Raw genomic sequence first — 12,393 nt, 5'->3', positions numbered from 1 at the left:
GGCGCGGGGTGGGGGGCGGCCGTGCGGCAGGGGCTGGCCTTCGGCTACGCGGCGTTCGTGCTGCTGCCGGTCGCCTACATGCTGCTCATCGCCTTGCACTCTTCGACCACGGTGGGGAGCGGCGGGATCCTTCCGTCGGAGTGGCACTGGCAAACCTTTACCGAGATGTGGGACACGGTCAACCTCGGCGTCTACACCAAGAACAGCTTCATCATCGCCGGGGTGACGGGCGCGGCCGCGGCCGTGCTGGCGCTCGGCGCCAGCTACGTCGTGGCGCGCTTTCGGTTCCCGCTGCGCGGCGCGTTTCGGACCTCGCTGCTGGCGACCCAGACCGTTCCGAGCGTCCTCCTGCTGCTGCCGCTCTTCGTGATCTACGTCGGACTCCAGCACGCGCTGCACGTCACGATCGTGGGCAGCTACTTCGGCGTCGTGCTCACCTATATGACGTTCGCGCTGCCGTTCTCGATCTGGATCCTCAGCGTCTACATCGCGAGCCTGCCGGTCGAGGTGGAGGAGCAGGCGCTCGTCGACGGCGCGACCCGCCTCGGGGTGCTGCGGTGGATCACGCTGCCGCTCAGTCTTCCGGGCCTCGTCGTCGCGTTCGTCTTCTCCTTCCTGCTGGCGTGGAACGACGTCCTCTTCGCGAGCGTGTTGACGTCGCCCGCGACGCGGACGCTCGGCATCGGGCTGCAGTACTATCTCGCGGAGAACTACTCGTTCCCGGCGTGGAACCAGCTCATGGGCGCCAGCCTCGTGAGCGCGGTGCCGGCGGTGTGCCTCTTCCTGCTCGTCCAGCGCTACATCGTGACCGGGCTGACGAGCGGGTCCCTCAAGGACTAGACGCGGCCGGATGGAGGGAGCGATGGAAGTTGCGATGCGGGGAGGACGCGATGGCTGACCCCGGCTGCGCGGGGCGGGACGGCCGCCGCGAACGCACGTACGGGTTTGCTATCGTGGGGGGCGGCGTCATCGCGCCGTTTCACGCCGGGAGCATCGCGGCGCTCCCCAACGCCAGGCTCCGGGCGGTCGTGGACGTCGTGCCCGACGTGGCGGAGCGGCGGGCCGCCGAGTGGGGCTGCGACGCCTACACGGACCTGCGCGCCGCCCTCGACCGGTCCGACATCGACATCGTCAGCGTCTGCGTCCCGAGCGGCCTCCACGCGGCGATCGGGACGCAGGTCGCCGCCGCGGGCAAGCACGTCGTCGTCGAGAAGCCGGTCGAGATCTCGCTCGAGGCCGCCGACCGGCTCATCGGCGCCTGCCGGCGGCACGGGGTGACGCTCACCGTCATCTCGCAGCACCGATTCGATCCCGGCGTCCGGCGCCTCCACGAGGCCGTGGCCGCGGGCCGTCTCGGCCGTCTTGTGCACGGCGACGCGATCATCAAGCGGTATCGCACGCAGGCGTACTACGACAGCGCGGGCTGGCGGGCGACCTGGGAACTGGACGGGGGCGGGGCCCTCATGAATCAGGGCGTCCACTACGTCGACCTCCTGCAGTGGCTTATGGGCCCGGTGACGCGCGTGGTCGCGCGGTGCGTAACGGCCGCCCATACGATCCCGGTCGAGGACGTGGCGGTGGCGCTGCTCACGTTTGCGGGAGGTGCCCTGGGCGTGATCGAGGCGAGCACCGCAACGTATCCCGGCTTTGCGGAGCGCCTCGAGATCACCGGCACCGGAGGGACCGTGGTGACCGAGGACGGAGAAATTCTCGTCTGGGCGCTTAAGGATGAGCAGGGGGAGACCGGACCCTACGGGGGAAAGATCCGTTACCAGGACGCGGGGCATTCGCCCGCGGCCGCGGCCCCGAACATCGCCGGCCATCGGGCGCAGCTCGCCGACCTGATCGACGCGATCGCGGCCGGCCGTGATCCCGCGATCAGCGGCGACGAGGCGCGCAGGCCGCTCGAAATTATCCTCGCGGTCTACGAATCAGCCCGCACCGGACGCGAGGTCACGCTGCCGCTTGCGTGATCCCGCCCATTTTTGAAGGGCGGCGCGATTGACGCCGGGGGAGATGCATACCCGATGCGTGAGACACGCGATCCCGCGTTCCCGCTGATCGCCGGAGGGAAGGTCCGGGCGCGCGGGGCCGCTCCGCCGAGGCACCCGGGCGGCCCTGGTTGGCGGCGCTTGCGCTGCCGCTCCTCGTGATCCAAAGAGCGCTCAGGTCTCTCTCCTGTGGTTCACCAAACCCGAGAACCTCGGCGCGCTCATCAATCGCACCCCGAGCCGCCTTTCGGTCTACCGCTCGGCGACGCCGGCCGAGGTCGACGCGGTGGTCGCCGTCGTCCGCGTCGCGGCGGGCGATGGAGCGCGTTAGCGCGTCAGGAACGGTCCGGGTGTGCCGGCGGGGATGACGCTCGAGACGATCATAAACGGCATCGTGATCGCCGGCGTCGCCGTGGTGTTCGCGGTGGTGGCGGGCGGCGCGTTCCTCACGCGGCGGCCGTCGGGGCGGCTGACCGGGACCGCCATGCCGTTCGAGGGCCTGTCCGGCTGGCGGCTGGCGGCCGTCACCGTGCTTGGGTGGCTGGGCCTGGCGGGACTCACCGCCTGGCTTTGGATTCCGATCCCGGTGCCGCTATCGAACACCGGCGGCTTGATCGCCCGCGCCGCCGGTCTGGTCGTGTTCCTATCCGGGGTGATCCTGGTCTTGTGGGGACGCGGCACGCTTGGGCCGCTGTGGACCGTCACCACGAGCAAGGGGGTCCGGCTGCATCGCGAGCACCGGCTGATCCGGCACGGGCCGTATGCGATCGTCCGGCACCCGATGTATCTTGGATTCTGGCTGCTCGTGGCGGGCACACTCGTGATCTATCGGAGGTGGGTGCTCGCGGCGTATTTGGCGGTCATCGTGATGCGGTTCGCCGGCCGGGCCCGCATGGAAGAGCGCGCGCTCGCCGAGGCATTCGGGCAGGACTGGACTGATTATGCCGGTCACGTGCCAATGGTGATCCCGTGGCGGCGCCGCCATCGGGGACTGTGGGTCTCTCGCTCACGCCCTCGTGCGTAAGCAAATGGCCACTAATCGCGGATTGGTGGCATGTTCACAACCAGAGGGAGCACCAATGTAACGGGTACCCTCACAGCCTGCGACGGCACTTATCTTTACTACTTGTGCGGCTTTTCCAGCGGGGTTTTCTACTTGAGCGTTAGCGATCGCGATCTGATTAGCGGGTTCCCGACCGCTTGAGGCGCAGGCTTCCCGCCCCGGCGACACCCACGTACCCCGCGAACAGGACGCCCGTTACCGCAAAGCTTGGTGGAACGTGGGGCACTGCGTAACTGATGGTCAACCCCGCCCACACCCCGAGCAGCGCGGTCCCCGCGCTCAACATCATGCCGAGGTAGGGGCGCGGGGTTAACCGTTGGGCGATCGCGGCTGGGGTGGCAAATACCCCCAGGATCAACAGCGCCCCCACCACCTGCACCGCTTCCGCCACGATCACGGCGACGAGCAGCAGGAACACCAGACTGATCGCGCGCACGCCGACCCCGTACGCCGCGGCCGCCGCGTCGTCCACGGACGCGAACAACAGTGGACGGCCGATCGCCAACAGCGCCGCCGTCGCGCCGGCCCCGATCGCCGCGCTCAGCCGAGCCTGGGCGGGGCCGACACCGAACACGCTGCCGAAGAGCACGGTTACCCCCGCGGCGCCGTTGGTCGAACCACTGCGGGTGGTGACGTACAGCGACAGGAAAAGCACGCCCAGTCCCAGCACCCAGGCAAAGAACGATCCGATCACCACGTCCCCGGCCCGGCTGCCCGCGGTCATGCGGCTCAGGAAGGCCGCCGCGAGCACGGTCAGCCCGAACGCCCCGGCGAGCTCGCTCACCCCGAGGACCAAGGCGGCGAGCGCCCCCGTGAAGGCGACGTGCCCCAGCGCGTCCGCGGCGAACACCTGGTTGCGGAGCACGAGGAAATAGCCGGCGAGCCCGCCGGCGAGCGCCATCGCAGAAGCGACCAGGAAGGCATTGCGCATGAAGTCGTGTCCGAGCATCTCGAGCAGCGGCGAGAAAGCGTTCACAGGGTACCTTACGCCGCCGCGTGCCTGCCGGCTCGGAGCACGCGAGCCGCTCGCGTCAGCAGGTAGAGCCCGAAACCGAAGGTCGTGACAAAGAATCCGATCGGGTAGTTGCTGAAATACGCGACCGTCATCGCCGCCCACACGATCGCCAGCCCGAAGATCACCGACAAGGTCACCGAGGTCCTGGGCCTCGCGGTGCATTGTTGCGCCGCCGCGGCCGGCATCACCAGCAGGGCAAAGACCAGGACCGCGCCGGTAATCAGCGTCACGGCCGCCACCGACAGGGCGAGCAGGACGAGAAACGCCGCCGTCAGCGCGCGCACGGGCACGCCGGCCGCGGCCGCGGCTTCCGGGTCGACGGTCAGGAACAGCAGGGGACGGTGCATCGCCCCCATTGCCATGAGGATGAGGACCGCGAGCACAATAAGGCCGATCACTTGGTTCTGGCTGATCCCGACGATATTGCCGAAGAGGATGGCATTGATCCCGTTGAGGAGCCCCTGATACAGGCTGGCGAAGAGGAACCCGAGCGCGAGGGCGAAGGCCTGAATGGAGCCGATCGCGGCGGACTCCCCGTAACGATCAGAGAACCGTCCCGGCCCCAGCGCGACGATTCCGAGCGCGGACCCCACGCACAGGACAATCAGCCCGACCAGCCGGGGCAGACTCAGCAGGGCGGCGCCGGCCGCGCCGGGGAAGCCCGCTTGAGACAGCGTGTGGGCGGCGAACGTCTCTCCCCGGAGCACCACGAAATAGCCGATCACGCCGGCCAACACCGCCACCGCCGTGCCCCCCACGAGGGCGTGGCGCATGAACGGGAACTGAAACAGCCCCCCGAGGAGGTCAGTGGCCGGCATGGTAAGAGACCGACTCGGGCGTTCCCACAACGACGAGCCGCCCATCGCGCGCGCGCATGACCTCGATCGGCACGCCGTAGAGGCGGGTGAGGGTTTCCGTGCTGATGATGGCCTCCGGCGGTCCGACTGCCGCGCCCCCCCCGGCGAGGTAGAGCACCCGGTCCAGATCACCCACGATCGGGTTGACGTCGTGAGCGACCATCATCACAGTTACCCCGTGATCCTGGCAGATCCGCCTCGCCAGGCCGGAGATCGCCTGCTGGTTGCGGAGGTCGAGGCTCTCGAGCGGTTCATCGAGCAACAACAACGCGGGGCGATGGACCAGCGCGCGGGCGATCAGCACCCGCTGCTGCTCGCCGCCCGAGAGCTCCCCGATCGGACGGTCCGCGTAGCCGCGTGCTCCAACGAGCTCCAGGGTTTCATCGAGGCGGCGTTCCTCGGCGCGCCGCCCCGACGACCAGCCCGCCTGCCATGGCAGCGGCACACCCCACCGGGCACCGTCCAGGCCGAGCTGGGCAACGTCGCGGGCACGGATGCGGAGCGATGGGTCGAACATGCGGCGCTGTGGGAGATAACCGACCCCACGGCCGGCGGCGGCGCGCCGGCCGGCAACCTCGAGCGAGCCCGCGGCGAGCGGAACGAGCCCGAGGATCACTTTCAGCAGCGTCGACTTGCCGCCGCCGTTCGGACCCAGAATCGCGACAAACTCCCCGGGATTGACCCGGAAGCTCACGTGGCTCCAGATCTCGCGGCCGCCCAGCCGCACCGACGCGTCGGTCATCTTGACAACCGGAGCGTCCGGCGCCGCCGCACCGGTCACGGACGGCTCGACCGCGGCCTGCACGCGTGTTCGCGGCATTGTGCTCAGCGATGCGCCCCGGCGAGCGCGGCGGCGAGCCGCTGCAGTTGCTGCGACTGCCAAGCCTGGAAGCTGAGGTTGGCGGGGTCGAGGGTTTCGGTGATCGTGCTCACGGCAATTCCGCGTCCCTTCGCTTTCTCGACGAGCGCCTGCACGTCGGGAGTCGCGTTCTGAGTGTTGAAGACGAGGACTTTGATCTGTTTCGTCTCGATCTGCCGGTCGAGCGCGGCTTTATCGGCCGCCGCCGGCTCGGTTCCCTCGCTGATCGCATTCATGAAGCCCGGCGGCGTGAGGATCTTGAGGCCGAGGTCCTGCCCCAGGGACACGAAGATGCTCTCGGTTGACCCCACCGCCGTCCCGGCATACGTCTGTCTGATTTGGGCGCGGAGCGCGTCGTACTGCCGCAGTCCCTGCGTCAGATACGCCGAGTGCTGGCGGCCGAAGTACGCGGCGTCGGCGGGATCGAGTTGCTTGAGGTCGGAGGTGATCTGATCGATCACCCGCCGCACGAACGCCGGATTGTACCAGAGATGCGGGTTGGCCCCCTCCTTGACGCCGACCAACTTGCCAACGTCGAGCACCCGGCGACCACCAACGGGGTTCGCGTTGAGAAGCTTCTGCGCCCAAGCGTCGTACCCGGCTCCGTTCACGATTACGTACTGCGCGCGCGCCAGCGTCTTACCGTCGCTCGGCGTGGGTTCGTAGTCGTGCGGGTCGGTTGCGGGGTTCGTGATGATGCTCCGGGTCTGCGCGCAGCCGCCGGCCAGCTGCGCGGCCACGCTGCCCCAAAAGTTCTCCGCCGCCACGACCCGGAGCGTCGTGGACGCGCCGGACGCGCTCGGTCCGCGACCGGGCCCGGCGCCGGTGATCACGACCACGAGGGTGAACACGCAGAGGAGCAGCACTCGCGATCCCAACGCCACTACCTTAAGAACGCCCTACGACCAAGCATGCGTTACCTCCACAGGACGCGGTTCCACCGGATCCGCGCCGATTTGATCACGTGATCTTTCAGCCCGCCTGGCATTCACGGCACACCCCCAAGAGATCGAGTCGATGGCCCTGCACGAGGAAGCCGGTGCCCCGCAGCCGCTTCCCGGCGAGGGAGTCCAGGAGACACCGGTCCGTCGCTTCGATCGCCCCGCAGCGCTGGCAGATCGTGTGGTCGTGATGGCGGTCCGCCAGTCCGAAGAGGGCGGCGCCGCGAATGTCGACCTGCTCGACGAGCCCCGCGTCCCGCATGCGTTCGAGGATGCGATAGGCCGTGACGAGGCCGAGTCCGGCCGTTCGCCGCTGCGCGCGCTGCCAGACACTCTGACAGGTGGCGAGATGGCGTCCGGTGGCCAGCGTTTCGAGGACGGCGACGCGCTGCGGCGTCACGCGGAGTCCGGCGCGGCGGAGGAGGCCGTTGAGACGATCGCGGGACAACCCTGCACCTCCGTTCGGATCGTCAGTGCGCTTCCGCTATCAATTTGCTTATAAAAATGATTGTCGTTTACACAACACACCATAGCGAAGCGGGCGATCCGGTGTCAAACGGGGATGCAACTGTAGGTTCACAAGATATCGTTCAGTAGCACCCCCTCGAAAATAGGGGATTTCGAGAGGTCGCCAGGGATACTTTTCAATCGTTTTCTCAAGATAGATACGATGCAAGCGCGTGTCCACACACGAATGGCGAGTAAGAAAATCGTGCCGGGAGGCCACGTCCGCTTTGTCTTTAGAACCTATCCCAAAACCCATGGGAAGGTGGTATACTCGGCATGATCAGTGATCGTACCTTCATTGCAGCAGAGGTCGACGCCTATGACGACGCGGCATCGGTCGAAGCGACGGTTACGAACGATCTGGCGCATCCCCGACGATCTCTGGGCCCAACTCAAGCCGCTCCTGCCGCCCGAAAAGTCACCCGGGACCAATGGGCGTCCGGTGGTCCCCTTCCGCCAAGTCATGGACGGCATCCTGTACGTGCTTCGCACGGGCTGCCAGTGGAAGGCGTTGCCCCGGGAGTATGGGTCCGGCTCCACGTGCCACCGCCGCTTCCAGGCGTGGGTCGAGGCCGGCATCTTCGAGCGGCTGTGGGCCAAGCTGCTGACCCGGTACGACGAGCTCCGAGGTATCCAGTGGCGCTGGCAATCGCTCGACAGCGCCATGGTCAAGGCGCCCTTGGGGGGGCGCAAACAGGCCCCAACCCGACGGATCGCGGCAAGCTCGGCACGAAGCGGCACACCCTGACCGATCAACGCGGCACCCCGCTGGCCGTCGTCGTGACCGGTGCCAACTGCCACGACATGAAGGCGGCAACCACCACGTTGGACAGCGTCGCCGTCCGGCGCCCCCGACCGACGCTTGAGGAACCCCAGCACCTGTGTCTGGACAAAGGGTACGACTATCCGGAGATCGAGGCGGCGGTCCGGAAGCGGCAATATACGCCCCACCTCCGCCATCGTGGCGAATGCCCTCCGCGCCGTCGGCGGCATCCAGCACGCCGCTGGGTCGTTGAACGCACCGGTGCGTGGCACAACCGGTTTCGGAAACTTCTTATCCGCTTCGAGAAGCGGATGGAGAACTATCGCGGGCTGGTGCATTTCGCATGTGCCCTCATCGTCTACCGACTGACGGTCCTGTGATGGGTTCCAAAGAAATTTGGATGCCAACAAGGTATTGACATTTTAGTAAATGGCGTTTATATTATTCTTAGTAAATGCTATTTACTACAAGGGGGAACCCGCATGGCACAGCAGACTATCGACCTCCACGTCAATCCTTCTGACGAGACCATCCGTCTCGGGCCGCTTGTGGTGCGCTTCTTGGTCACCGGAGAGAATTCGAGTGGCAGCGTCGCGGCGTTTGAGCTCATCGTCCCGGGCGCGCAGCGCTTGGCGGCTCCGGCGCATAGCCACGACCGTTACGAAGAGACGATCTACGGCATCGACGGAGTGTTGACGTGGACCGTCGATAGAAAACACATCGATGTCGGGCCGGGGCAGGCACTGTGTATTCCGCGCGGCGCCATTCATCGGTTCGATAACAACGGCAGCCAGGACGTGAGGGCGCTCTGCGTGATCACGCCAGCCGCCCTAGGTCCGCAGTATTTCCGCGAGTTTGCCGAGGTGATTTCCGCGGCGGCCGGTGGTCCGCCAGACCGGGCAAAGATGGCGGAAATCATGCGCCGCCACGGCCTCACGCCGGCTCCGCCCCAGGCGTAGCGCCTAAGCTCGCGCCTGTCGATTTCGACGGCTTTCATTCGTTGTGGGAATGTGAAAAAGGGAGGGATCAAAGATGGCTGTGACGATGGATCTGCGCATGCCCAGCGAGGCCGGGCAGTTATACGATCCGCTCAACCGGGAGCTAGGCGTGGGCAAAGACAAACTCCCTGAAGGCTTGATTCACCACTTCGCGACGAGGACCAAGGATGGTTTCAACATCTTCGAGGTGTGGGACTCACAGGAAGCGTTCGATCGGTTCGCAAACGATCGCTTGCTACCCGCGCTGAAGAAGCTCGTGGGCGAGCAAGCTCCGCAAATCCAGCCGATGTTCGGCCAGCTCCACAACGAGTTACATCGTTGATCGCAGCCGATGAAGGCATGGGTGCGGGTCCCCAACCGACACGCGAGGCTCTGCACGTGCAACGCGCCGCGCGCGGGCGCACGGCCAATCCTGGTCACGACAGCGAGCCCATCTCATTTCAAGAATGCGGCGTAAACACGATCGGCGCCTGTAGAGGCCCGAGCGCAGACGGTGCAGGCACACGTACGCAGCGCTGCGGGTCGTCCCAAACGCGGACGCGCGCGCCCAGGCGGTCGGCGGACCCTCGTCGTCAACATTCCGATCGCTGTCGTTCGGCCCCGCCGTCGTCGAGCCTGACAAGCTCACCGGTCGAAACTAGAGATATGCTCATCGGCGCATTGCTGCGTGTACCGGCGCAAGCGATCCAGCGCCGTCTCATCAAGGGGTTGAACGCAGCCGGTTTTGAGGAGCTACGCGTACCGCATATGGCGGTGCTGCAATATCCGGGCCCGGATGGGGTTCGCCCAGGCATTCTCGCCGAGCGCGCGGGCATGAGCAAGCAGGCCATGAACCAGCTACTCCGAAGCCTCGAAGGCCTGGGCTATATCGTCCGGGCCGACGCACCCGACGAGGGCCGCGCGCGAATTATCCGCTTTACCAAACGCGGCCGCGCCGCATATTCAAGAATCAACGACATACTCCGCGACATCGAGCGCGAATGGAGCGCTGAACTTGGGACAGAGCGTTTCGCCCAGCTCAAAGAGCTGCTATTCCGCGTCTGGGAGAGCCGGTTGACCCGCTAGCGGGCGGGAATGACACATCAGAGTGAATAGCACCTTACCAAAGGCTTTTGGGATAGGTTCTTAGTAACGAACCGGTGGAGCGGCTGGCACTACTGGGTCCCCGAGTCCGCCGGGCCCTTGCGACTGCTCCCAGGTGAGCCCGGTGCCGCGCCTGCGCCGGTGTCCGTAGAGATGGTGGTGCCGATGAGCGCTCTCGGCGCAGCCGGTGGAGCCGTCGTGTTCGCCATCCTCTGTCGGTTCGTACGACGCGCAGGTGCCCGTGTTCCAAATCGTCGGTGCTCGTTGCTACGGTAGACGATCCCCGGACCCTTCGGGCCGGCGACCTGTGTCCCGGCGTGGCGAGGAGGGGAACGCCTGTGGCGGCAGTAACGAGTACCGGTCGCTTCGGCCGGAGACGCGGGAGGTGCCTAGTGACCGCCTTGGGGGTCGTCGCGGAATATTTCTCAGCCTGGAACCGTCACGAGGCGAGCGGCATCGCCGCAATGTTCGCGGAGGATGGCGCGTACAGTGATCCAAACACCGTTCGTCCGTTGACGAGTGCCGCGATCGGTGAGTACCACACATGAAGATCGGATTTGTCGTCCTGCTGAGCGTCCGGCCGGAGTTGGGGCGTCCCCACCGGTACGCCGAAGTGCGTGAGATGGCGATCGAGGCGGAAGCCGCGGGCTTCGATTCCATCTGGCTCTACGATCATCTGCTGTACCGTTCGCCCGGGCAGCCCACGCGCGGGATCTGGGAATGCTGGACCGTGCTCTCGGCCCTCGCCGACGCAACCAAGACCGTCGAGTTGGGGACGCTCGTGCTCTGCAATCAGTTCAGGAACCCCGCCGTGCTGGCCAAGATGGCCACCACCGTGGACGAAGTCAGCAACGGCCGGTTCATCCTCGGCATTGGCGCGGGGTGGAACGAACCTGAATTCCAAGCTTTCGGCATGCCGTTTGACCATCGCGTGGGACGGCTGGAAGAGGCACTGCAGATCATCGCGCCGCTCATTCGGACCGGCCGCGTGGATTTTGCCGGTACGTATTACCAGGCGCGCGACTGTGAAATTACCCCGCGGGGGCCGCGGGCGGAGGGGCCGCCGCTCCTGGTCGCAGGTTCCGGCCCACGCATGCTGCGGCTTGTGGCCCAGCACGCGGACCTGTGGAATCCGTCGGGGTATCTCAGCGCGTCGGGGGACTTTGCCGGGCACCGCGCCAAGTTTCGGGACGCGTGCGAGGCCGCCGGGCGCGACCTGTCGACGGTCGGCCTAACTGCCATGGTGGCGCTGAGTTATCCTGACCTCGGCGCCGCGCCGACCTCGTCGTCGATCCCGGCCTACCTGTCGGGCTCCAGCGATGACATCGCCGCCGCCCTGCACGACTTTGAGCGTCTGGGAGTCTCGCAACTCATGTTTCACTGCGCGCCGTACACCAAGGACGCGCTAGGACGGCTGGCAGAGGCGGCCCGAGTCTACCGTAGGCAGCGCGCGCACACCTAATCTTAATTCAGGATGGGCAGCCCCGCGCCCGGAGTACCCCTTTAGTTAGACGTTATAAGACCCGTTATGTGATGTAGACGGCTATTATCCCTTCGACGGCAGAGGCCGTCCAAGGAGCCAAGAATCACGCCGTTGGAGACCCTCCGTGGACGGACGCCGAGACGCCAATTTGGGCGTTGGTTTGTGGCCTGTCTTCCCTATCGGAGCGGCGCGAGCGGTGGATTGTGGCGGTTGAAGCGTACATTGACGACAGCGGGAGCAGCGCGCGGGATATCACGTTCGCGCTCGCGGGGTTCGTTGCGAATGTCGAAGCCTGGGCGTTGTTCTCGAAGGCATGGCAGACTGTACTTGATGGCCCCCCGAAACTTGATTACTTTAAGATGCACGAAGCGTTTCGTCGGAGCGGCCAGTTTTCGGGATGGACCGAAGATGCGATCCAACGTCGTCTCATGCAGCTTGTGGACCTTATCCGAAGCGGCGGTCTTATCCGGGTGCATTGTACGATGCACCGAGCCGACTACAACGCTACGATCAAGGGGAAAGCCGACTCGCGCATTGATGACCCGTATTTTCCGTGCTTCTATCAGGTTTTGGTGGCCGTCATCAAGTTTCAGATACAGAACCAATGGACCCAGAAGATTGATTTTGTTTTCGATGAACACGGCGGCGTCGGCCACCGGACTGTTCTATGGTATGACGCATTCAAGAAAGCCTACCCGAAGGAATCCAGAACGTATCTGAGCGGTCCACCGATCTTCCGCGATGACAAGAAATTCCTTCCGCTTCAGGCCGCCGATCTGTACGCGGGACAAATCAAAGAATTTACACGGCTTAATCGTGTCGTTATGTCTCCT

The 12,393-nt window shown here is 65.7% G+C and carries 14 protein-coding genes; 9 read left to right on the top strand and 5 right to left on the bottom strand.

Going from position 1 to position 12,393, the window contains the following annotated elements:
- The 3 genes from VGZ23_20200 to VGZ23_20190 form a co-directional block, all read left to right on the top strand.
- Positions 1-840 (top strand): carbohydrate ABC transporter permease (locus VGZ23_20200; GenBank protein ID HEV2359920.1); only part of this gene is annotated, 840 nt, incomplete at its 5' end.
- 50 nt (positions 841-890) lie between these two features.
- Entirely contained in the window at positions 891-1,973 is a 1,083-nt protein-coding gene (locus VGZ23_20195) for a Gfo/Idh/MocA family oxidoreductase (protein ID HEV2359919.1), read from the top strand.
- 370 nt (positions 1,974-2,343) lie between these two features.
- Positions 2,344-3,015 (top strand): isoprenylcysteine carboxylmethyltransferase family protein, encoded by a 672-nt coding sequence (locus VGZ23_20190; protein HEV2359918.1) that lies wholly within the window; start codon positions 2,344-2,346, stop codon positions 3,013-3,015.
- A 157-nt stretch (positions 3,016-3,172) separates the two neighbouring features.
- Here the strand turns inward: VGZ23_20190 and VGZ23_20185 are convergent, their stop codons facing one another.
- The 5 genes from VGZ23_20185 to VGZ23_20165 form a co-directional block, all read right to left on the bottom strand.
- Positions 3,173-4,030: a metal ABC transporter permease gene (locus VGZ23_20185; protein HEV2359917.1), complete on the bottom strand. Its 858-nt coding sequence runs from the start codon at positions 4,028-4,030 to the stop codon at positions 3,173-3,175.
- Between the two features lie 8 nt (positions 4,031-4,038).
- Positions 4,039-4,887: a metal ABC transporter permease gene (locus VGZ23_20180; protein ID HEV2359916.1), complete on the bottom strand. Its 849-nt coding sequence runs from the start codon at positions 4,885-4,887 to the stop codon at positions 4,039-4,041.
- Positions 4,874-5,746: a metal ABC transporter ATP-binding protein gene (locus tag VGZ23_20175; protein HEV2359915.1), complete on the bottom strand. Its 873-nt coding sequence runs from the start codon at positions 5,744-5,746 to the stop codon at positions 4,874-4,876. Before VGZ23_20175 ends, VGZ23_20180 begins: the two co-directional genes overlap by 14 nt.
- Positions 5,747-5,751: 5 nt before the next feature.
- The gene (locus tag VGZ23_20170) at positions 5,752-6,663 is read right to left on the bottom strand and encodes a zinc ABC transporter substrate-binding protein (GenBank protein ID HEV2359914.1); all 912 of its coding nucleotides are present in this window, start codon (positions 6,661-6,663) and stop codon (positions 5,752-5,754) included.
- Between the two features lie 94 nt (positions 6,664-6,757).
- The gene (locus VGZ23_20165; protein HEV2359913.1) at positions 6,758-7,174 is read right to left on the bottom strand and encodes a Fur family transcriptional regulator; all 417 of its coding nucleotides are present in this window, start codon (positions 7,172-7,174) and stop codon (positions 6,758-6,760) included.
- A gap of 378 nt (positions 7,175-7,552) precedes the next feature.
- Here VGZ23_20165 and VGZ23_20160 point away from each other — a divergent pair.
- The 6 genes from VGZ23_20160 to VGZ23_20135 all read left to right on the top strand — a co-directional run.
- A protein-coding gene (locus tag VGZ23_20160) for an IS5 family transposase (GenBank protein ID HEV2359912.1) occupies positions 7,553-8,376 on the top strand; the annotation gives its coding sequence in 2 pieces (ribosomal slippage) (positions 7,553-7,925 and positions 7,925-8,376; 825 coding nt in all).
- 102 nt (positions 8,377-8,478) lie between these two features.
- On the top strand, positions 8,479-8,955 hold the full coding sequence (locus VGZ23_20155) for a cupin domain-containing protein (protein HEV2359911.1): 477 nt from the start codon (positions 8,479-8,481) through the stop codon (positions 8,953-8,955).
- 73 nt (positions 8,956-9,028) lie between these two features.
- On the top strand, positions 9,029-9,316 hold the full coding sequence (locus tag VGZ23_20150; GenBank protein HEV2359910.1) for a hypothetical protein: 288 nt from the start codon (positions 9,029-9,031) through the stop codon (positions 9,314-9,316).
- A 323-nt stretch (positions 9,317-9,639) separates the two neighbouring features.
- The gene (locus VGZ23_20145; protein HEV2359909.1) at positions 9,640-10,059 is read left to right on the top strand and encodes a MarR family transcriptional regulator; all 420 of its coding nucleotides are present in this window, start codon (positions 9,640-9,642) and stop codon (positions 10,057-10,059) included.
- 562 nt (positions 10,060-10,621) lie between these two features.
- The gene (locus tag VGZ23_20140; GenBank protein HEV2359908.1) at positions 10,622-11,539 is read left to right on the top strand and encodes an LLM class flavin-dependent oxidoreductase; all 918 of its coding nucleotides are present in this window, start codon (positions 10,622-10,624) and stop codon (positions 11,537-11,539) included.
- A 224-nt stretch (positions 11,540-11,763) separates the two neighbouring features.
- Positions 11,764-12,393: DUF3800 domain-containing protein (locus VGZ23_20135; protein ID HEV2359907.1), on the top strand; the 630-nt coding region annotated here is incomplete at its 3' end.

The organism is bacterium (genome assembly GCA_035945995.1).
Lineage (GTDB): Bacteria > Sysuimicrobiota > Sysuimicrobiia > Sysuimicrobiales > Segetimicrobiaceae > DASSJF01.
Note: the sequence above shows the minus strand (reverse complement) of the source record. Positions and strands in the feature narration are given on the sequence as shown.

What these genes read in the sequence shown, in the direction of transcription:
- VGZ23_20195 (HEV2359919.1), top strand. Translation starts at nt 891, where the DNA reads ATGGCTGACCCCGGCTGCGCGGGGCGGGACGGCCGCCGCGAACGCACG.
- VGZ23_20180 (HEV2359916.1), bottom strand. Translation starts at nt 4,887, where the DNA reads ATGCCGGCCACTGACCTCCTCGGGGGGCTGTTTCAGTTCCCGTTCATG.
- VGZ23_20175 (HEV2359915.1), bottom strand. Translation starts at nt 5,746, where the DNA reads ATGCCGCGAACACGCGTGCAGGCCGCGGTCGAGCCGTCCGTGACCGGT.
- VGZ23_20155 (HEV2359911.1), top strand. Translation starts at nt 8,479, where the DNA reads ATGGCACAGCAGACTATCGACCTCCACGTCAATCCTTCTGACGAGACC.
- VGZ23_20150 (HEV2359910.1), top strand. Translation starts at nt 9,029, where the DNA reads ATGGCTGTGACGATGGATCTGCGCATGCCCAGCGAGGCCGGGCAGTTA.
- VGZ23_20145 (HEV2359909.1), top strand. Translation starts at nt 9,640, where the DNA reads ATGCTCATCGGCGCATTGCTGCGTGTACCGGCGCAAGCGATCCAGCGC.
- VGZ23_20140 (HEV2359908.1), top strand. Translation starts at nt 10,622, where the DNA reads ATGAAGATCGGATTTGTCGTCCTGCTGAGCGTCCGGCCGGAGTTGGGG.